We start from the raw sequence: 19,253 nt of genomic DNA on the forward strand, positions 1-19,253 counted from the left end.
CGGGCGCCGCGGCCGTCGCCTGTCCGGCATCGTGCGTGCTGGTGCGATCTGCCCTGACTTTTCCTGGCCGTATCACGTCCGAGGCCGCCACCACCAGGACCGATCACCTCACACGACCGGCTGCGTACCCCGTCTTCCCGCCGAATTCCCCCAGGATTAGCGTGTGATCAACTTCTCGAGCCCCCTTGAGCGAGAAGTGGCGACTAATCCTGTGAGGAGCGACATGCTCAGAAGAACACGCTGGCTGGTGGCCGCCGCGGTGACAGCGACGGCGCTCGGCGCGGTGCCGGGCGGGCCGGCGTCAGCCGAACCCGGCCACATCGCCGCGTCGAGCGCGGTGAGAGCCGACGCCGGCGGGACGACCCACACGATCACGCTGCTGACCGGCGACGTGGTGACCGTACGAAGCAGCGGCTCCGGGTGCCCGCAGGCGTCCGTGCAGCCCGCGAAGCCGAACGCGGTGTTCCACCAGTCGTGTGGCCCCGACGGCCACCTGCACATCACTCCCGCGAGCGTCGCGTCGAAGATCGGCGCGATTCTCGATCCGGACCTGTTCGACGTGACCACGCTCATCGCCGAGGGTTACGACGACGAGAGCACCACGACGCTGCCGGTGATCGTGCAGCCGGCCGTGAAGGCCGCCCGGGTGGCCGCGCTCGCCGACGTGCAGCAGCTACCGCTCATCGAGGCGGTCGCCGGACACGTGCCCAAGAAGAGCGAGGCGACGGCGAAGCTGGCGACGAACTCGTTGCTGGCGGGGGCGAAGAAGGTGTGGCTGGACCGCAAGGTCCGCGCCACCGGCCTGAGCACCACCAGGCCCACCGGCGTCGCGCCGATCGCCGGCAAGCAGCACGGCAGCGACCTCGACTGGAACCTGGAGCAGATCGGCGCGCCCGACGCCTGGAAGGCGGGGTACACGGGCAAGGGTGTGCGCGTCGCGGTGCTCGACACGGGCGCCGACTTCGCCCACCCCGACCTGGCCGGTCGGGTGGTGGAGAAGGCCGACTTCACCGTCGAGGGCGGCGACGCCGTCGACCACAACGGCCACGGTACGCACACCGCGTCCACCATCGCCGGCACCGGCGCCGCGGCCCACGGGCAGCGGCGTGGGGTCGCGCCCGACGCGCAGCTCGTGATCGGCAAGGTCCTCGACGACAACGGATTCGGCGACGACTCGCAGATCATCCGGGCGGTCGAGTGGGCGGCGGAGCGCGCGGACGTCATCAACATGAGCCTCGGCGGCGAGTCCGCCGACAACGGCACCGACCCGCTCGCGCTCGCCGTCGACGCGGCCAGCCGCAAGACCGGCGCCCTCTTCGTGATCTCCTCCGGCAACAACGGCGGCGCGATCTCCGCGCCGGGTTCGGCCGCGACGGCGCTGACCGTCGGTGCTGTCGACCGCGACGGCAGGCTGGCGGACTTCTCCAGCCGCGGGCCGCTCGTCGACACGTCCGTGGCGAAGCCGGAGGTCGTGGCGCCGGGCGTCGACATCGTGGCCGCCAGGGCCGCGGGCACGAACCTGCAGGACCCGATCGACCAGTACTACGAGGGCCTCACGGGCACGTCGATGGCGGCCCCGCACACGGCCGGCGCGGCCGCGCTGCTGGTCCAGCGGCACCCGGACTGGAAGGCCGACCGGCTCAAGGCGGCGCTCGTCGGCGCGGCCGACCCGATGACCGCCGTCGACCCGTACGCCGTCGGCGCCGGCCGGCTCAACGCGGTCCGGGCGCTCTCCGGCCCGACCAGCAACCGGCCGGCGGTCGACCTCGGCACCTTCGGCTACCCGCAGTCCGGCACCGCCGCGACGACGCTCACCTGGACCGGTGACAACACGCCGGCCACGGTCAACCTCGACCTCGACGTGACCGCCGTCAACCACGACGGCAGCACCGCCCCGCGCGGCGCGGTCACCCTCACCACGAACAAGGTGCAGGTCAAGCGCGGCTCGACCGCCGGCACCACGCTGCGGATCAACCGTGCCGCCCTGGCCGGCAAGCCGGGCTACTACCTCGCCACCGTCACCGCCCGGGCCGCCGGGCACAAGCCGGTCGCCACCACGCCGGTCAGCTTCTACGTCGAGCCGCGCAGCTTCGACCTGACGGTGAACACCAAGCCGATGGCCGACGTGCCGGAGGGCGCAGACAGTTACGTCGGCGTCCTGGTGACCAACCTCGACGACCCACTCATCTCCGCGGGCGGCGCATTCTTCGCGCAGGGCGAGTCGGTGACGGTGCGGGTCGCGGAGGGACGGTACGCGGTCACCGCCGCGTACACCTCGTACGACCCGGCCACCGACGCGCAGGCGGGGGCGTACGTCGGAGACACCGACGTGGCGATCCGCGGCAACCGGAGCATCACCCTCGACCCGGCGACGGCCCGGCCGGTGACGGCGATCGTCGACGGGGCGCCCACCACGCCGATCCTCGCCTCGTTCATCTACCAGCAGGCCGCGAAGAACGGCCAGTTCTGGTGGAACAGCGTCACCGGCCTCGGCGGCGGGGCGAAGGTCTCGGTGTCGCCGCTGCGCAAGCCGAGCATCGGCTCGCTGCGGGCGTACTCCGCCTTCTTCCTCCAGTCACCGCAGGGCACGGCGGACCCGTACGCCTACGATCTGGCCCACGAGTACACCGGCGGTGTTCCGGCCGACCCGACGTACCGGGTGAGCAAGGCCGAGCAGGCCAAGCTCGCCCGCGTCGACGAGCGGTTCAACCAGATGGACTCGCCGGAGATGTACACCTCGCTGCGGCGTGCCATGTTCGCGCCCGACGGGGTGTACCTGACCCAGCTCCGCAACTTCGACCTGCCGACGAACCGCACCTCCTACCTGTCGCCGGGCTACCTCTACATGGACGAGGCCGTCTACGGCGGCCTGCCCGCCCAGGAGCAGGTGCGCAGCTACCAGCCCGGTAGCCGGGATTCCAAGGTCTGGGCGCGGCAGCCGCTGCACTCCGACTGGGTCGACGGGATCGTGAACAAGGGCGACGCACAGACGTGCGCCACCGCGCCGTCGCGGACGCGGGGCAACCTGCACGTCGACCTGGCCATGCTCACCGACCAGCACGGGCGTGCCGACTGCCTCCAGGGTGGCGGCATCGGCCTGAACCGGAAGCTGTCGCTCTACCGCGATGGCAAGCTGGTCGAGGAGCGCAACGCCTCGCGGGCCGACTTCACGGTGCCGCAGCAGGCGGCGGACTACCGGGTGACCTTCGACCTCGACACGAGCCTGATCCTGCCCATCTCGACGAAGGTCAACACCTCCTGGACGTTCCGCTCGGCCGGCCCGACCGGCACGGGAAGCGTGCCGTTGCCGCTGCTCGCGGTCGACTACGCGCTGCCGATGGACGCCGGGAACCACCTCACCGGTGGCACCGGCGAGTTCACCGTCCGGCAGACCAAGGGCGTGCCCACGCAGAAGGTGACCTCCTTCCAGGTGTGGACGTCGACCGACGACGGCAAGACGTGGCAGGTGGCCCGGGCCAGCCGCCACGACGACGCGTACCGCGTCGAGCTGCCGGCTCCCGCGGCGGGTCAGGCCGTCTCCCTGCGGGTGAAGGCCGGTGCCAGCGGTGGTAGCGGCATCGACCAGACGATCATCCGGGCATACAAGGCCGACTGACCGTCCTCGCGTACGCGGTGCGGCCCCGGCACGATGTGCCGGGGCCGCACTGTCGTTACGGCCGGTCGATCCGTCCGGCGTGCGGTCAGCCCTTGCGACAGGAGGCGAGCGCACCGACCACGCCGACCCCGGTGGGCTTCAGCGGCAGCCGGGTCGACGCCGCGGGGCACTTCGGGACGGTGAGGTCGTGGACGCCTCGGCCGAACGTGGCCGCGGTCAGTTGCCGGCTGGTCTCGTGGTAGCGCAGGTACATCACGGCGGCCTGGGGCAGGTTGGCGCCGAGTGCCGCCCACTCGCCGCCGTTCCACGCCGACATGAACACCCCGACGTCGGTGCCGACGAGCAGCAGACCGTCGGTGGTCGGCTCGACGAAGTTGACCGGCGCGTCCGGCAGGCCCCGTCCGATGTCGCGCCAGGTGGACCCGCCGTCGCGGGTGATCATCACGTGGGCGCGATCGCTGCCGGAGCGGAAGCCGGAGAAGGTGGCGTAGGCGATGTTCTCGTCGGTCGGGTGCACCGCCACCCGGGTCACCCAGGTGCCGGGCAGCTGCCCCGGGTTCACCTGGTGCCAGGTGCCGCCGAGGTCGTCGGTCCACCAGAGCCGTCCGTCGTCCGTGCCGACGTAGAGCTTGTTCCCGTCGGTGGGCGCCGCGGCGATCGTGGTGATGGTGCCCCACGGGTAGCCGGACGGGTCGTTGGGGCCGCCGCCGGTGAGGTCGGGGCTGATCGGCGTCCAGGTGCGGCCGTTGTCGGTGGACCGGTTGACGATGTTGCCGGCGTAGTACATGACGTTCGGGTCGGTGGGGTCGAACTGCAGCGGCGTGAGCCAGTTGCGTCGGTCGGAGGTGGTCTGCCCGGCGCCGATGGTCTGGCGCGGGGCGGCGCCGGAGTTCTCCGAGCGGTAGCAGGAGCCGTACTGGCTGCACCCGAAGACGATGTTCGACTGCTCCGGATGGATGATCACCTGGAGTCCGTCGCCGCAGCCGATGGCGGTCCACGGGCCGCCGACGCCGGTGTAGCCGCGATTGCAGCCGTTGTCCTGCGCGCCGCCCACCTTCAGCACCGGGTCGGTCTCGGCGACGTCGACGGTGTAGAACTGCGTGTACGGCTCGTAGGTGGACTTCACCCAGCCGCTCGCGCCGTTGGCCTGCGACCGGTAGAAGCCACCGTCGTTGCCGAGGTAGACCCGGTCGGGCACCTTCGGATCCCAGCGCATCGTGTGCTGGTCGGCGTGCACTCCGCCCACCGAGCTGAAGCTCTGCGCGCCGTCGGTGGAGCGCATCAGGTTCACGCCGGTGAGGAAGACGTGGTCGGCGTTGCCGGGGTCGACGAAGAGCTTGCCGAACCACCAGCTGAAGGTGGACTGGGACGCCTGGCCGGCGGTGACCGGAGTCTGGGTCCAGCTGTCGCCGCCGTCGTCGGAGCGGTAGAACGCGCGGAACGGGCCCAGTGCGGTGCCGACGTAGGCGTAGAGCCGCTGCGGGTCGTTGGGCGCGAGGGCGAGGCCCCACCGGCCCTGGTCGGCGTCGGTGGGCAGGCCGGTCGTCATCCGCTGCCAGGTGCGGCCGCCGTTGTCGGAGCGCCAGAGGCTGGAGCCGGGGCCGCCGTACGTGCGTTGGTGCGGCTCGCGCAGGTGGTCCCACATCGCGGCGTACACCCGGCGGGGGTTGCTCGGGTCGATGACGACCTCGGTCGCGCCGGTGGTGGCGTTCGGTGGCGCGAGTACCCGTCGCCAGCTCTTTCCGGCGTTCTCGGAGAGGTAGACGCCCCGCTCGCCGCCGGGCACGAAGAGGTTGCCCGCGGCGGCGGCGAAGATCCGGTTCTCGTTGCCGGGGTCGATCGCGAAGCGGGCGATGGCGTGACTGCCTCGCAGGCCGACGTAGCGCCAGCTCTTGCCGCGGTCGGTGGAGCGGTAGATGCCGTCGCCGCCGAAGGTGATCGAGCCGCCGCCGGGTTGCGCCTCGCCGGTGCCGGCGAGCAGGACGCCCTTGCTGGTCATCGCGACCGCGCCCATGCTCTGCGTCCAGCCGTCCGGCCACGCTGTCTCGAACGTGGCGCCGGCGTCGCTGGAGCGCCAGATGCCGCCGGAGGCGGCGGCGATGAAGACCTGGTCGGGCACGTGCGGGTCGAGGGCGATGTCGACCACCCGGCCGCCGATGTTGCTGGGCCCGAAGAAGTGCCATTTCCGTTCGGCCAGGTGGCGGTACGCCTTGCGGGTGTGGCCGGCGACCTTCACGGCCTCGCCGCGGGCGCTGGCGTACTTGGCGGTGGAGAGCTCGGTGCTGCCGTCGCTCATCCGTTGGGCGGTCATCCACTCGTCGGGCAGCTCCATCGGCCCGGTGGGGGTGTTGGTGGAGAGCGACACCTCCGCGACGGGCCGTGGTGCCGAGGAGGCGGTGAGAGCGACCGTGGCCAGCAGCGCGACCGCCACTGTCATCGTGAGGCCGCGATATCTTCGGACGAGCGTGAGCTTCATGCGGTGTCTCCCTGTCCACGCGTGGTGACGACCGGGAAAGCGGTCTCCATCGATTCAAGCTAGACAGTCGAGTGACCTACGTCACCGGGCATCTGTCGCCGATTGGCACCCTCTGCTTAGGACAGCTGTCGATGCCGATCTCCGCTCTTGCGATTAGACGTATACGTCTATAGGTTGGATCGGTGCCTCTGGACGCCACACGGAACAGCCTGGTGCTGCCGATGCTCGGCCTCCTCGTCGAGCAGCCGGCACACGCCTACGACCTCACGAGGCGCCTCCACGAGCGCTATGCGCAGGTGTCAGTCACCCGCAGCACGGTGACCTCCCTGCTGAAAGCGCTCGACCGGGCCGGTCTGCTCTCTGCGCGCCCTGCCGAGCGGTCGGGAAACCGGCCGCCACGTACGACGTACGAGCTGACCGAGGCGGGTGTGGCGGAGTTCCGTCAGCGGGTCGAGGCGGGGCTGCGTGACACCGCGGTGGCCTCCCTGGACTTCGTCATGGCCGTCGCGTACGTCGCGATCCTCCCGGCCGACCTGGCCGCGTCCGTGCTGGAGGAGCGCGCCGACCGGCTCGACCACGAGCTGGCGGCCCTGCGGGCAGAGCCGCACGGCGTGCTCGAGGTGCACATGCTCGAAGTGGCCTACTGGCGCGCCGTCGTCGCCGCCGAAGTCGCCTGGGCCAGGACGCTGGTGCGGCGGATCCGATCACACGACATCGACTGGCCGGGCGGCAGCCCGACGAGGTGAAGGGGACCGACGCGTGAAATTCGGGATCTATCCCGGTGGTCGGGTGGGGACACTCTGCTCGCGGCCGCCCGACCCGGTCGCGACCAGCGATCTGGTGGAGATGCTGGCGGACGGCAGACCCTTCGTCATCCGCGAGTACGTGCACTTCTTCGGCGACGCGACCGCGCCGGATGTCGTGACCTCACTCGGAGCCGACAAGGAGCTCGCCCAGCTGACGATGCCCGACGAGTGGTACGTCCAGGACCGCCGCGAGTTGGATCTCGTGGTCAGCTACCTTCCGGCGGTCGCCGACGTGCCCGGCTGGCTGGCCTTCCTCGACACGGTGATCGAGCGCTACGGTCATCTGACGCGGTTTCTCCAGGTGACGCTTGAGCCGAACTTCCCCATCCCACTCATCGACGGAAGCGCCCCGGGCGTCGTCGAGGCCCTGACCCTCGGTCTCCCGTACGCGCGCGGCGCGCTGGACCGGCGGGGCCTGCACGACGTACGGGTCGGCTTCTCCGTCGCCGAACCGGCGGAGTGGTTGGGCGGCGACGACGAGTTCTGGCGGCGCCTGTCGGCCCTGCCTTACCAGGACTTCGCGGCCCACGTCGACTACGTCGGCCTGGGGCTCTACCCGGACGCCTTCTCACCCGTCGCTCCACGCGGCACCCCCGGGGACACCGCGTCGCTCACCACGCACGCTCTCCACCACCTGCGCAGCCGTTCGCTGCCTCGCGCTCACATCCCGCCCAGCGTCCCGATCCACATCGCGGAGAACGGCAGCCCGAGCGGGGCGCCGCGCACCGAGCAGGCGCAGTGCGACTCGCTGTCGGACATGCTCGACGCCATCCTCGCCGCTGCCGAGTCGCTGAACATCGCCCAGTACGAGTTGTTCAGCCTGCGCGATGCCGACAGCGGTTCCACCCAGCCCACCGGAACGTTGGGGATCGTCACGGACACCTACCGGGCCAAGCCCGCCCTCGCCGTCTACCGCGACGTCATCCGAGCCGCCGGTCGGCGGTCCGCCGCCAGGCACGCCTGAGGATCTGGCGGCACTCAGCCGAAGCTGACCTTGGCCAGCCAGGATTCCAGCAGCTCGCGGTCGCCGATGACCTGCACCGTGCCGTCCCCGAGCGGCCGGCGTCCATAGACCGTGAGCAGCAGCTCGATGAGCGGGCCGCACACGGCGACTGCGGCCTTCTCGTGCGCGCGCCGCCAGGTGACGACCTCGCCGGTGAGGTCGACCAGCCACTCCGCCGCTAGATCTGGCGCGGTGTCCACGGCGTGCAGGTGCAGGGTGCGCCCCGGCCCGAGCAGCTCCCGCCGCTCGGGCTTGATCTCCAGCATGACCGGCAGCGTGTCCAGCTCCATCCACTCGTCGAGCGCATCCGCCGCGACCTCCTGATCGGCGGTGAATGGCACGCCCAACGCCAGTGCGGCGTCGGCGCGGTGCACCAGGGTCTCGTGCGCGAACCGGCGGGCGTAGAAGGCCGCGTCCGTCCGGCCCGGAATCGGCGTCCAGACCTCGGTCTGCGGCCCGGTCGTGCGCAGCGCCTCGGTGAGCCGGGCGGCGCCCTCGGCGAGCCACGGTCCGAGAGTCGCCGGGTCGCCGTCCACGTGCCCGGAGAGCTCGCGCAGCTCGGTGTCGGGCAGCGGTGACGCGGCCTTGGTGCGTACGGTCTCCTCCGCCCAGCGGTGTCCCGCGCCGACGTGCCGCACCAGTTGGCCGACCGTCCAGCCGGGGCAGGACGGCACCGGCGTGCGGAGGTCGGTGCCGGGCAGGTGCGCGGCCAGCAACCGCGTCTGGGTGAGGATCTCGTCGCACCAGCCGTCGAACCCCATGCTCGGAACCTTCGTCATTGTCGTTCCTCTCCTCGGGCGGCACCGTCCGCTCATCAACTGGTCGGAGCCGACGTCCATCGGCCTATCGCGCCGTGCTGTGACGCCCATCACACATGCCGGCCGGCCGGCGGTTCGGATGGGGGGGAACACCCTATGTAGACAACCGATATAGTTGCCCGGGTGCGGTTGACGCTTCCGGTGGTGAAAGTGCTCTCGGCCCTGCTGGCCGAGCCCGACGCAGAGCGGTACGGGCTGGATCTCATGAAGCTGACCGGCCTGCCCAGCGGCACCGTCTACCCCGTGCTGCACCGGCTTCAGCGCGCCCACTGGGTCGAGGCCGACTGGGAGACGATCGACCCCGCCACCGAGGGCCGGCCCGCGCGCCGCTACTACCGGCTCACCGCAGAAGGAGCCACCGCCGCCCGCCAGGCCCTCGCCGAGCTGCACGCCCTCAACCGGGACGCGCGGCCGGCCCGGGGGAACGCCGAGCCGAGGGGCGCGGCCGCGTGGTGACCCGCCGGCTCGCCGACGCCCTGCTGGACGCGGCCGCGCGGCGTTGGCCGGCCGCGCTCCGCGACGACCTGCGGCGGGAGTGGAGCGCCGAGCTGCACGTCCTCGCCACGCGGCGGCGGCGACTGCGGATGTTGCGCTTCGCGGCGAGCCTCGCGCTGAGCAGGACCGACGGCCCGCTCGCCGGCCGGCAGCCGGTACGCGGACCGGTCGGCCGGACCGCGGCCGCGCTGCTGCTCGCCCCGTTCGGCGGCGTGGCCATCGTGGTGATCAGCGGGATCGTGATGAACGTCGTGGTGAGCCAGCTTCTGCTCACCGCCTTCGCCTGGTGGACGCGGGCGCAGATGCCGCTCTGGACGGCGATGACGGCCGGGCTGGCGGTGCTCCTGGCCCGGTTCGCGGCGCGCTGGGGTCGCCGCTCCGCGCTGACCGGGCCGCTGCGTACGGCGCTCGGCATCATGCTTCCGGTCGGTGTCGTCATCGTCGGCATCGAGTACGCGATGAGCGTCGAGGGTCTGGTCCGCGCCGCCCCCGGCCTGCTGAGCTGGCTGACCTTCCTGACGCTGGTGCTCTGGGGCGCGGCCGCGCTCGCCGGACGGGGCCGGGTCCGCGCCGCATGGTGCTTCGGCGTCATCGGTGCGCTCGTCGCCGCCGACCTGGCCGTCGTCCTCACCGTGGTGAACCAGATCCCCGCCGGACCGGGCACGATCATCGACGGTATGGCGCAGTACGACACCGTCGATCGGGTGTCCGCGCCGCTCTGGCTCTTCACCACCTGGACCGACTGGTCGTTCGGCCTGCCGAGGCCGACACCGTGGGAGATCTTCCTGATCACGGACGTGGTGGTGACCGAGGCCGTCCTCTACCTGGCGATCACTCCGTACGCGCTCGCGTACGTGATCAATGCCGGACGCGCCTCCCGGGGCGAACCGGAGGCCGCTCTCCCGCCACAGGCGTCGATCGCCTGACGGCGGCCATCGGCGTGGCAGCGCACGGCGACGCTATCGGCTCTGGAACTCGGGCAGGCCCGCGTCCTCCGAGTCCGGGCCCACCACCGCGGTCAGCGTCGTTCCGTCGGCGCAGAGGGCGGTGGCACGAAGGTACGTTCGTCGCTGCTGCGCCCGCATCAGCACCTCGGTCTCGAAGATCTCGTCCTCGATGCGGAGCAGGTCGAGGTCGCCGCGCTGCTCGTAATGGGCGCGCACGTCCAGCGGTGTCATTCGGACGGTCGCCTCGACCGTGGTGAGCGCGCCCTGCTCCACGACGGACGTCACCCGGGCGTCCTCGGGCAGGAGCAGGCCGGAGACCCGCGCCTGCACCTCGGCGCCGGTGTCCAGCGGCACCCGGTCGCAACTGGGCAGGTTCGCCAGCATCTCCGGCCCCCGTCCGGCGGGCCGCTGCCCGGGACCGGAGTCCGTGCCGCAGGCGACGAGCAGCAGCGGGATGGTGACGACGACGGCGAGTATCCGGAGTCTCACCGTCGCAGCATGGCACGCTCAGCGCAGCACCCGCCACCGTCGTACGACGAGCAGCAGCGCGGTGATGACGATCGCGGTGACCACCATGAGGACGGTCGTGATCAGCGCGCCGTACGCGAAGCCGGAGAACTCGAAGGCCTGGTCGAAGATGTAGACCGGCAGGTAGAGCGTGGCGTTCGCGGGTCGACCGTCGGTGAGGATGTAGGCGGGCACGAAGTTGACCTGCAGGGTCAGGATCGTGTCCCGCACGGCGAGCAGCAGCAGGACCGGGGCGAGCAACGGCAGGGTGATCCGGCGCAGCTGGCCGAACGGCCCGCAGCCCTCCAGCGCCGCCGCCTCGTAGAGCCGGCCGTCGAGCATCCGGCGGGCGGCGAGGACGACGAGGAAGCCCTCACCGATGGGGAACATCAGCATCAGCGCCACCCCGAGCCGGGCCGTGTCGGGGTCGGAGAGCCAGGTGAAGCCGGAGTGCCCGAAGAGACCGAGCAGCTGGTTGAGCGGGCCGTAGAGCGGGTTGAGCACCCAGAGGAAGAGCACCGCGAGGGCCACGTCCGGTACGACCGTCGGCAGGTACACGGCGGCCCGGAACCAGCGTCCGCCCGGTCGCGGCGCGGCCAGCAGCAGGCCGAGGCCGACGGCGGCGAGCAGCCGCAGCGGTACGGCCAGCGCCAGGTGGATCGCCGAGGCCCGCACGCTGTCGAGCAGGAAACCGTCGTTGAACATCCGGCGGACGTTGGAGAGGCCGACGAACTGCGGATCACGCGTCAGTCCGGTGTGGTCGGTGAAGGCGTAGCCGACGTTGAGCAGCGCCGGTAGCGCGATCAGGAGCCCGACCGCGATCGCGTACGGGGTGAGGAACGCCCACGCGGTCATTGGTTTACGGCCGCGATCCGAGGTCACCTCCGCCGTCCCGTCTCGGCGTCAAAGTGGTGCAGGCGAGCCGGGTCCGGCCGCAGTCGGGCCGTGTCACCGGGCCGTACCCCGCAGCGGGCCGCCGCCCGTACGGTGAGCCGGGTGCCGTCGGTGGCCCGGGTCAGCAGGATGCTCTCGCTGCCGAGCGCCTCCACCGCGTCGACGCTGACCTCGATCGGCCCGTCGGAGTCGAGGATCAGGTCCTCCGGACGTACGCCGAGGATCAGGCCGGGGGAGCCGCCGAGCAGACCACCGCCGGGCACCAGGTTCATCGGGGGGCTGCCCAGGAATCCGGCGACGAACGTGTCGGCGGGTTCGTCGTACACCTGCTGGGGTGGCCCGAGCTGGCGGATCCGGCCGCGGTCGAGGACGGCGACCCGGTCGCCGAGGGTCATCGCCTCCGCCTGGTCGTGCGTGACGTGAACGGTGGTGCTGCCGAGGTCCCGGTGCAGCGCGAGCAGGTCGGCGCGGGTGGCGAAGCGCAGCGGCGCGTCGAGGCTGGCCAGCGGCTCGTCGAGCAGGTACACGGCGGGCTCGCGCAGCAGCGCGCGGGCCAGCGCGACCCGCTGACGCTGCCCGCCGGAGACCTGGTCGGGGTAGCGGTCGAGCAGATCGGCGAGGCCCAACCGCTCGGCGGCGGAGCGCGCCCGCCGTTCGGCCTCGTCCCGGCGGACCCGGCGCACCCGCAGGCCGAAGAGGAGGTTGCCGAGGACGGTGAGGTGCGGGTAGAGCGCGTAGTCCTGGAAGACCATCGCGACGGACCGCCGGTGCGGAGGGACTCGGGAGACGTCCTGCCCGTCGACGAGGATCCGGCCGCGCTCCGGGCGGTCGAGCCCGGCGATCAGTCGCAGCATCGTGGACTTGCCCGAGCCCGACGGGCCGACGAGGGTCATCAGCTCCCCGGCCCGCACCTCCAGGTCGACGGCGTCGAGGGCGACCACCCGCCCGTACGACCTGGTCAGCGACTCGATCCGAATCGCGCCGCGCTCACCCACCTGCACCCACCGGCAGGGTGAAGAGCGGGCGGATCTTCTCCTCCAGGTTCCGCAGCCCCTCCTCGCGGCCGACCCGGCCGTAGAAGACCTCCTCGAGCAGGGCGTCCGCCTCCCGTTCCACACGGGACCAGGTGCCGGTGCGGGGGGTGGCGCGCAGGTGCGGTTCGGCGTCGAGGTAGACCTGGGACGACCGTGGCGGCTCCTGCGGGTCGAGGAAGACGGGGGAGTTCGCCACGTCGAGGCGGGACGGCACGGTGCGGCCGGACCCGGCGAGGATCTGCTGTCCCTGCTCACCCATCGCGAACTCGATGAACCGCCACGCCCGGTCGTGGTTGGGTGCGCCGGCGCTCATGCAGTAGGCGTCGCTGTGCAGGATCGACGCGGGTACCCCGCCGGGGGCGACCGGCAGCGGTGCGGCGTCCCAGGTGAAGCCCTCGATGGTGCGCAGCGTGGGTACGGCGACGCGGCTGTTGAGGTACATGCCGAGCGTGCCGCGCAGGAACCGGTCCTCGCTCGACTCGCTCTGCTCCTCGGCGTCGGGTGGTACGACGTGGTGTTTCAGTTGCAGGTCGAGGAACCAGTCGACGGCCCGGCGGGTGGGCGGGTTGCGGGTGAGGGTCAGCGCGGTCGGTCGGTTCGGATCGTCGACGAGTTCGCCGCCGTTCGACCAGACGAACGGCGCGAGCCTCGGAACCGAGGGTTCGACGCCGAGGCCGTACTTCCCGTCGCCGGTCAGTGCGCGGGCGGCGGCGAGGAAGTCGTCCCAGGTCCAGCCCGCCTTCGGCAGGGGCACGCCGGCCTTCGCGAAGAGGTCGGCGTTGTAGTAGACGACGAGGGAGGACATGTTCTGCGGCAGGCAGGTGAGCTTCTCGCCGTCGAACCGGAACGCGTCCAGCGCCCGGGGACTGAAGTCGCTCTCCTTCAGCACGCTGCTGCGGTCGAGGTACGACTGCACCGGTTCGATCGCCTGCTGGGCGGCGAACTGCCCGTACCGGCGGTAGTTCAGCAGGAAGACGTCGGGTGGCTGCCCGCCGGCGAACGAGGTGGTCAGCCGGGCCATCAGTTCGTCCTGGGTGGCGACCGGGGAGAGCGTCACCGGGACGTCCGGCTGGGCGTCGCCGAACGCGTCGATCATGCTGCGGTAGCCGGCGATCTCATCCGCGTCGCCGAAGAGCACGATGGTGATCCCCGCGTCGTCCTCCGCTTCGCCGCCGCTGTCGCAGGCGGTGACACCGAGCAGCAGCGCGGCGGTGACCAGGGCGGCGTACCGGCGGAATCGGTTCACCTACGACCTCCAGATCTCAGTGCGGCCAGCGGATCGTCGTTCAGCAGGATGCGCTGGGCCAGCAGGAACACCACGACGCACGGCGCGGTCGCCACGACACAGCCGGCCATCAGCAGCGGCCAGTCGGTCGGGTTCAGCAGCCGCAGGAACTGCAGGCCCAGCGGGTACGTGTAGCGGTCGCCGCTGTGCAGGTACAGCAGCGGGTCGATCAGGTTCGACCAGTGCAGGGTGAAGGCGAGCACGGCGACCGCGAGGGTCGCCGGGCGCACCTGGGGCAGCGCCACCCGCCGCCAGATCGTCAACCAGCCGGCGCCTTCGAGCCGGGCCGCCCCGAGTTGGCTCTCCGGTACGCCGCCGAACGCCCACGCGTAGAGCAGCACGAGCAGCGGGCTGCCGGCGAGCAGCGCCGGGGCGAGCAGCGGCACGTACGTGTCGACGACGCCGGCGAGCCGGAACAGCTCGAAGCGGGTGGCCCAGACGGCGGTGACCGGTACGAGCAGCACCGCCAGCAGGCCGAGCACGGCGCGACGACGGGCCGCCGGGCTGAGCAGGCGCAGCCCGAAGCCGGTCAGCGACGCGACGAGCACGGTCACCGGCACAGCGATCGCGACGACCAGCGCCGAGTTCGCCAGGTAGCGGAAGAGGGGGATGAGCTCCGGCAGCCGGGTGTACGCGGCCACGGTCGGGTCCGGCGGCAGCAGCTCCAGGGTGCGCGGCGGTGGTTCTCCGACGGGCCGCAGCGAGCCGACCACCATGAACCACAGCGGGGCGGTGAAGAGCGCCGCGAAGAGTGCCGGCACCACGAACCGCCCGACGAACCGCAGTGCCACGGCGCCTTCGGACCGCACATCCTGCCCTTCTCACCGGTCGGCGTGCCCCGCCCGGGTCGACACCGGCGACAGGGCCCGCCGGGTTGACCGTTCGGCGTGCTGGTGCGGCCGAACCTATGGCGGCCGGGCGTGTGCGTCATCGGGCACCTGACGGAATCACCCCCCGGCGCTGCTACGCCTGTCGCACTCCGGCAGGTCCGGCAGCGCGCCGGTGGCCTGCGCGGCTGCCGGTCACGGCCGGTAGCGAAGGTATGCGACAGACGTAGGAGCCGGGAACGATCAACTCCCGCACCTGTCCGATGACCGGTCCCGGCTGGATTTCTAGGGTTCGATGCATGCCGCACCCGCGGCCGGCCGTCCCTGCCCGGAACGGCCGGCGACTGCGCCGGTGCCGGATCAGGGAAGGAGCACCATGCGAACCACGAGGAGCTGGTGGCGGTCGTCGGTGGTGGTCGCGTTGACCGTCGCCGTGGGCCTGCCGGCGGCCGCCGCGACGGCGAGCCCGTCCGGGGATCGTCTCCGACCGGTCGTCCGGGACGGAGTCACCCAACCGGTGTTCGGGTACGCCGACGCGATCCGCGAGCGGGTATTCGTCACCTCCGATGTGGACACCGACGGCGACGGCGCCCGTGACGTCGTGGCCATGGACATCATGCGGCCCAAGGCCAGCGAGCGCGGGCTGGACGTTCCGGTCATCATGGACGCCAGCCCGTACTACTCGACGGTGTGCCGGGGCAACGAGAGCGAGTGCAAGGACGACGTCGACGGCGACGGCCTCAACGACAAGTGGCCGCTCTTCTACGACAACTACTTCGTCCCGCGTGGTTACGCGGTGATCCTGCTCGACATGATCGGGACCAACCACTCGACGGGCTGCCCGGTCACCGGCGGACGGGGCGACAACATCAGCGCGCCGACGGCGATCGACTGGCTCAACGGTCGGCGGAAGGGCACCAACGCCGCCGGCGAGCGGGTCGTGGCCGACTGGCACAACGGCCGTACCGGCATGATCGGCAAGTCGTACGACGGCACCCTCGCCAACGCGGCCGCCGCGACCGGCGTCAAGGGGCTCTCCACGATCGTGCCGATCTCGGCCATCTCCAGCTGGTACGACTACTCGCGCAGCAACGGCCTGGTCACCCGGGGCAACAACTACTCGGGCAGCCTCTCCAACACAGTCACGAACCCGGAGCGGCGGGCGTACTGCGCACCGGTCCGGGAGCGGCTCGGGGTGGAGAGCGACGACACCACCGGTGACTACAGCGACTTCTGGGCCGAGCGTGACTACGTCCCGGACGCCAAGCGGGTGCGCGCCAGTGTCTTCGTGGTGCACGGCATCAACGACGACAACGTCCGCGCGGACCACTTCAGCAAGTGGTGGGACGCCCTCGCCAAGAACAACGTGCCCCGCAAGCTCTGGATGACCGGCACCGGCCACGTCGACCCGTTCGACTTCCGTCGGGGTGAGTGGGTGGACACCCTGCACCGCTGGTTCGACTTCTGGCTGCAGGGCGTCAAGAACGGCATCATGAACGAGCCGCGGGCCGACATCGAGCGGGCCCCGGACGTCTGGGAGACCCACCGCGACTGGCCGATCCCGACGAGCCAGAAGACCTCGGTGTTCCTGCGGCCCGGCGCCGAGGGTGCCGCTGGTGCGCTCTCGGTCCGGCCGGAGCACGGCAAGGTTTCCCGTACCTTCCAGGACACGCCGTCGATGAGCCAGACCAACGCGATCCGGCACCCGTCGGACCCGGCGGCGAACACGGCGAACCGGCTGGTGTTCCTGTCTCAGCCGCTGCGGGCGCCGCTGCACATCTCCGGCACCCCGGTCGTGCGGATCAAGGCGTCGGTGAACGGCGAGGACACCAGCTTCGCCGGTCTGCTCGTCGACTACGGCACCCGTCCCCGGTTCGGCACCGCCGGCGACGGCATCCGGACCCTGACCGAGGAGGACTGCTGGGGTGAGCAGGCCAACTGGGGCGGGTACGCCGAGGAGGCCTGCTACCGGGAGACCGCCAAGAACGTGGCCACCGATCCGCAGGCGCTCGTCACCAAGGGCATCCTGGACGGTCTGAACCTCGACTCGCTGTCCAAGTCGACCCCGCTGCGGCCGGGGAAGAAGAACAGCGTCGACGTGCCGCTGCTGCCCGAGGACTACGTCTTCGACGCCGGGAACCAGATCGGTGTGGTGCTGCTCGGTTCGTACTCCGGCTACAGCAGCCGGGCGAAGCAGAACCAGGCCGAGATCACCGTCCACTTCGACAGCAGCCGGATCGAGCTGCCGGTCGTCGGCGGCCGGAGGGCCGCCGAGAAGGCCGGTCTGTGACCTCCGGAGGCCGGATCGAGTGACGAGAGGGCGGGGCGACGTGTGTCGCCCCGCCCTCTCGCGGACCGCGGGGTGCGCCTAGACCGCACCCGTCAGGTACTCCCGGCGTCGCCGCGGTTCGAACTTCTCGATCGCGTAGCGCAGCATGACTCGTGGCATGACCTGGTAACGACTCGCCAGGAACTCCTCCTCTGCCGCCCGGTCCCGGTTGCCGACCTCGCGCAGCATCCAGCCGACCGCCTTCCGCACGAGATCGTGCGGGTCGCGCAGGAGTTGATCGGTGAGACGGAAGGTCCACTGGAAGTCGCCGGCCTTGATGAAGGCGAAGGTGGCCATGACGGCGATGCGCCGGTCCCACACGAGGTTCGACCGGGCCAGCCGATCGAGGACGTCGCGGTTTTTGTCGATCAGCCAGGGGCCGACGATGTACGGTGCCGACGAGTCCACCAGGTCCCAGTTGTCGATGTGGCCGGTGTGGGCCAGGACGACGTCGAAGATCCGGGACCGTTCGTCGTCGTTCCCGCTGCCGAACTTCCGCACCAGGATGAAGAGCGCCGTCAGCCGCTCCTCGTGCACGCCGCTGGTCAGCAGCCGTACCGTCTCCGCCAGTGGCAGGTCGCGCCAGTGCCGGGCGGCCACCCTGCGCTGGTCCGGCACGGAGACGCCGATGGCCCGGTCGCCCTCGCCGTACCCGCCCGGGACCATCTGCAGGAACCGGCTCAGCCTCGCCGCCCGCAGTGGGTCGGCGAGGTCGGTGAGTTCGTGACGGATGTCGGCGACCGTGGCCATGACTGTGCAACCTACCGCGACCGGCCCGCGAAACCAGGTGAAGCGGGGGCGGACGTTTGGCGGAGTCCGCCGCGGGCAGGTATTCGTGACCGACCATGCGATCGAGGGAGGTCAGGTCATGTCGAAGGGCGACGTCGAGACGTACCAGGAGGACGGGCAGTGGAAGAACCGTCCCGAGGGCAACGAGCGCGCCAGCAGCACGCACGACACGAAGTCGGAGGCGGCGGCCGCCGGCCGGGACACGGCTGTCGAGCGCGGCACGGAGCACGTGATCAAGAAGCAGGACGGCACGATCGGGGAGAAGAACACGTACCCGCGTAGCCGGGATCCGCGCGACATCGAGGGCTGAGGGCCCGGCTCCGACGGATCGGGTGGCGTCCAAACCTCCGGACGCCACCGGCGGTCACGACAGGTCGGCGTGCCGTTGCCGGCCCTGCCGAATCCTTGAACCTATTGACTTTCGATAGGTAACGGGTGATAGTCGATACATGGTGACGGAACATCGGGCGGTAGCCGCTCTCAGAGTCTTCCTCGTGTTGCTGTTCGGGATCCTGGTCCTGTTCCAGACTTTGTCGCTGCCCGGACAGTTCGCCCACATGGCCAAGGAGTCCCCGCAGGACGCCTACCTCAGGTGGCCGTTGACCGCCATCACCGTCTTCTGGGTGCTCTGCGTCCAGGTGGTGATCGTGGCGACCTGGAAGCTGCTCAGCATGGTCAAGAACGACCGGATCTTCAGCCAGCCCGCCCTGGCCTGGGTCGACGCCATCGTGTGGGCCATCGCCGCCGCCTGGGTGGTGCTCCTGGGCGTGTTCCTCTGGGTCGGGATCAACGCGGACGACCCTGGCGCTCCGCTCGTGCTGCTCCTGCTGCTGATCGGCGTCGCGGTGATCGGGCTGCTGATGGTCGTCATGCGTGCCCTGCTGCGCCAGGCCACCACCCTGCGTACCGACATGGAAGCGGTGATCTGATGCCGATCGTCGTACGCATCGACGTCCAGCTCGCCAAGCGCAAGATGAGCGTCGGTGAGTTCGCCGAACGTGTCGGGCTCACACCCGCCAACGTCGCGGTGCTGAAGAACGGTCGCGCCAAGGCCGTCCGGTTCAGCACCCTCGAAGCCATGTGCCGGGTGCTCGACTGCCAGCCCGGTGACCTCCTCGAATGGGTCGACGAATGAGCACCTCGCCGCACCTGCCGGCGACGTCGACCGTCGACGCGCCCACCCACGAGACCGCCGCCGGCCTCGGCCGCCGGAAGGAGACCCGATGAGGTACGTCATCCTCGCCCCCGTCGCCCTCCTCGCCGTCGTGATCGGCGTCGCCGCCGTCGTGTACGGCGAGGCCGACGACTCCCCGGGCCTCCAGCTCCTGGGCGCCCTGCTCGTGATCGCCACGATCGGGCTCGGAGTGCGGACGATCCGCCGCGACGGGCGACAGTGACGCCGCGCCGTGCCCCGGCACGGCGCGCTC

At 71.1% G+C, this 19,253-nt stretch carries 18 protein-coding genes; 10 read left to right on the forward strand and 8 right to left on the reverse strand.

Annotation, left to right across the window (positions count from 1 at the left end; all coding sequences use genetic code 11):
- Window positions 1-223 precede the first annotated feature (223 nt).
- Complete coding sequence (locus D7147_RS25330) at window positions 224-3,616, forward strand: S8 family serine peptidase (RefSeq protein ID WP_120681941.1); 3,393 nt, start codon at window positions 224-226, stop codon at window positions 3,614-3,616.
- An 85-nt stretch (window positions 3,617-3,701) separates the two neighbouring features.
- Here the strand turns inward: D7147_RS25330 and D7147_RS25335 are convergent, their stop codons facing one another.
- On the reverse strand, window positions 3,702-6,092 hold the full coding sequence (locus tag D7147_RS25335; protein ID WP_233563415.1) for a WD40/YVTN/BNR-like repeat-containing protein: 2,391 nt from the start codon (window positions 6,090-6,092) through the stop codon (window positions 3,702-3,704).
- A gap of 182 nt (window positions 6,093-6,274) precedes the next feature.
- On the opposite strand from D7147_RS25335, the gene D7147_RS25340 reads away from it, so the two are divergent.
- Together D7147_RS25340 and D7147_RS25345 are read left to right on the forward strand one after the other, a co-directional pair.
- Window positions 6,275-6,838: a PadR family transcriptional regulator gene (locus D7147_RS25340; protein WP_120681945.1), complete on the forward strand. Its 564-nt coding sequence runs from the start codon at window positions 6,275-6,277 to the stop codon at window positions 6,836-6,838.
- Between the two features lie 13 nt (window positions 6,839-6,851).
- Window positions 6,852-7,862, forward strand: a complete 1,011-nt coding sequence (locus D7147_RS25345) for a hypothetical protein (protein WP_120681947.1) — start codon at window positions 6,852-6,854, stop codon at window positions 7,860-7,862.
- Window positions 7,863-7,876: 14 nt separating this feature from the next.
- On the opposite strand, the gene D7147_RS25350 is transcribed toward D7147_RS25345, so the two are convergent.
- Window positions 7,877-8,680 (reverse strand): maleylpyruvate isomerase family mycothiol-dependent enzyme, encoded by an 804-nt coding sequence (locus D7147_RS25350; protein WP_120681949.1) that lies wholly within the window; start codon window positions 8,678-8,680, stop codon window positions 7,877-7,879.
- Between the two features lie 162 nt (window positions 8,681-8,842).
- Between D7147_RS25350 and D7147_RS25355 the strand changes: the two genes are divergently transcribed.
- Window positions 8,843-9,175 (forward strand): PadR family transcriptional regulator, encoded by a 333-nt coding sequence (locus D7147_RS25355; protein ID WP_120681951.1) that lies wholly within the window; start codon window positions 8,843-8,845, stop codon window positions 9,173-9,175.
- On the forward strand, window positions 9,169-10,140 hold the full coding sequence (locus D7147_RS25360; RefSeq protein ID WP_233563417.1) for a hypothetical protein: 972 nt from the start codon (window positions 9,169-9,171) through the stop codon (window positions 10,138-10,140). The genes D7147_RS25355 and D7147_RS25360 overlap by 7 nt, the downstream gene beginning before the upstream one ends.
- Window positions 10,141-10,173: 33 nt before the next feature.
- Here D7147_RS25360 and D7147_RS25365 read toward each other — a convergent pair whose 3' ends face one another.
- From D7147_RS25365 to D7147_RS25385, 5 genes are read right to left on the reverse strand one after another with little or no spacing between them, the layout of a single operon-like run.
- Window positions 10,174-10,650 carry a hypothetical protein gene (locus D7147_RS25365; RefSeq protein ID WP_120681953.1) on the reverse strand — a complete coding sequence of 159 codons (477 nt, stop codon included), beginning with the start codon at window positions 10,648-10,650 and terminating at the stop codon, window positions 10,174-10,176.
- A gap of 18 nt (window positions 10,651-10,668) precedes the next feature.
- Window positions 10,669-11,523 carry a carbohydrate ABC transporter permease gene (locus tag D7147_RS25370; protein ID WP_120681955.1) on the reverse strand — a complete coding sequence of 285 codons (855 nt, stop codon included), beginning with the start codon at window positions 11,521-11,523 and terminating at the stop codon, window positions 10,669-10,671.
- Between the two features lie 23 nt (window positions 11,524-11,546).
- Window positions 11,547-12,563, reverse strand: coding sequence for an ABC transporter ATP-binding protein (locus D7147_RS25375; RefSeq protein ID WP_233563419.1), 1,017 nt, complete (start codon window positions 12,561-12,563; stop codon window positions 11,547-11,549).
- Complete coding sequence (locus tag D7147_RS25380) at window positions 12,550-13,842, reverse strand: ABC transporter substrate-binding protein (RefSeq protein ID WP_120681956.1); 1,293 nt, start codon at window positions 13,840-13,842, stop codon at window positions 12,550-12,552. The genes D7147_RS25375 and D7147_RS25380 overlap by 14 nt, the downstream gene beginning before the upstream one ends.
- Complete coding sequence (locus tag D7147_RS25385) at window positions 13,839-14,672, reverse strand: carbohydrate ABC transporter permease (protein ID WP_120681958.1); 834 nt, start codon at window positions 14,670-14,672, stop codon at window positions 13,839-13,841. The genes D7147_RS25380 and D7147_RS25385 overlap by 4 nt, the downstream gene beginning before the upstream one ends.
- A 412-nt stretch (window positions 14,673-15,084) precedes the next feature.
- On the opposite strand from D7147_RS25385, the gene D7147_RS25390 reads away from it, so the two are divergent.
- The gene (locus D7147_RS25390; RefSeq protein WP_120681960.1) at window positions 15,085-16,998 is read left to right on the forward strand and encodes a Xaa-Pro dipeptidyl-peptidase; all 1,914 of its coding nucleotides are present in this window, start codon (window positions 15,085-15,087) and stop codon (window positions 16,996-16,998) included.
- Window positions 16,999-17,076: 78 nt separating this feature from the next.
- On the opposite strand, the gene D7147_RS25395 is transcribed toward D7147_RS25390, so the two are convergent.
- Window positions 17,077-17,787, reverse strand: coding sequence for a DNA alkylation repair protein (locus tag D7147_RS25395; RefSeq protein ID WP_120681962.1), 711 nt, complete (start codon window positions 17,785-17,787; stop codon window positions 17,077-17,079).
- Between the two features lie 118 nt (window positions 17,788-17,905).
- Between D7147_RS25395 and D7147_RS25400 the strand changes: the two genes are divergently transcribed.
- From D7147_RS25400 to D7147_RS32765, 4 genes are all read left to right on the forward strand, one after another.
- Entirely contained in the window at window positions 17,906-18,136 is a 231-nt protein-coding gene (locus tag D7147_RS25400) for a DUF2188 domain-containing protein (RefSeq protein WP_120682026.1), read from the forward strand.
- Window positions 18,137-18,320: 184 nt separating this feature from the next.
- Entirely contained in the window at window positions 18,321-18,755 is a 435-nt protein-coding gene (locus D7147_RS25405) for a DUF2975 domain-containing protein (protein ID WP_233563421.1), read from the forward strand.
- Window positions 18,755-18,961, forward strand: coding sequence for a helix-turn-helix domain-containing protein (locus D7147_RS25410; RefSeq protein WP_120681966.1), 207 nt, complete (start codon window positions 18,755-18,757; stop codon window positions 18,959-18,961). Before D7147_RS25405 ends, D7147_RS25410 begins: the two co-directional genes overlap by 1 nt.
- An 88-nt stretch (window positions 18,962-19,049) precedes the next feature.
- Window positions 19,050-19,223, forward strand: coding sequence for a hypothetical protein (locus D7147_RS32765; protein ID WP_199716743.1), 174 nt, complete (start codon window positions 19,050-19,052; stop codon window positions 19,221-19,223).
- The last annotated feature ends 30 nt before the right edge of the window (window positions 19,224-19,253 follow it).

The organism is Micromonospora musae (genome assembly GCF_003626545.1).
Taxonomy (GTDB): Bacteria; Actinomycetota; Actinomycetes; order Mycobacteriales; family Micromonosporaceae; genus Micromonospora; species Micromonospora musae.

What these genes read in the sequence shown, in the direction of transcription:
- D7147_RS25350 (WP_120681949.1), bottom strand. Translation starts at nt 8,680, where the DNA reads ATGACGAAGGTTCCGAGCATGGGGTTCGACGGCTGGTGCGACGAGATC.
- D7147_RS25395 (WP_120681962.1), bottom strand. Translation starts at nt 17,787, where the DNA reads ATGGCCACGGTCGCCGACATCCGTCACGAACTCACCGACCTCGCCGAC.
- D7147_RS25370 (WP_120681955.1), bottom strand. Translation starts at nt 11,523, where the DNA reads ATGACCGCGTGGGCGTTCCTCACCCCGTACGCGATCGCGGTCGGGCTC.
- D7147_RS25330 (WP_120681941.1), top strand. Translation starts at nt 224, where the DNA reads ATGCTCAGAAGAACACGCTGGCTGGTGGCCGCCGCGGTGACAGCGACG.
- D7147_RS25410 (WP_120681966.1), top strand. Translation starts at nt 18,755, where the DNA reads ATGCCGATCGTCGTACGCATCGACGTCCAGCTCGCCAAGCGCAAGATG.
- D7147_RS25335 (WP_233563415.1), bottom strand. Translation starts at nt 6,092, where the DNA reads ATGAAGCTCACGCTCGTCCGAAGATATCGCGGCCTCACGATGACAGTG.
- D7147_RS25390 (WP_120681960.1), top strand. Translation starts at nt 15,085, where the DNA reads ATGCGAACCACGAGGAGCTGGTGGCGGTCGTCGGTGGTGGTCGCGTTG.
- D7147_RS25400 (WP_120682026.1), top strand. Translation starts at nt 17,906, where the DNA reads ATGTCGAAGGGCGACGTCGAGACGTACCAGGAGGACGGGCAGTGGAAG.
- D7147_RS32765 (WP_199716743.1), top strand. Translation starts at nt 19,050, where the DNA reads ATGAGGTACGTCATCCTCGCCCCCGTCGCCCTCCTCGCCGTCGTGATC.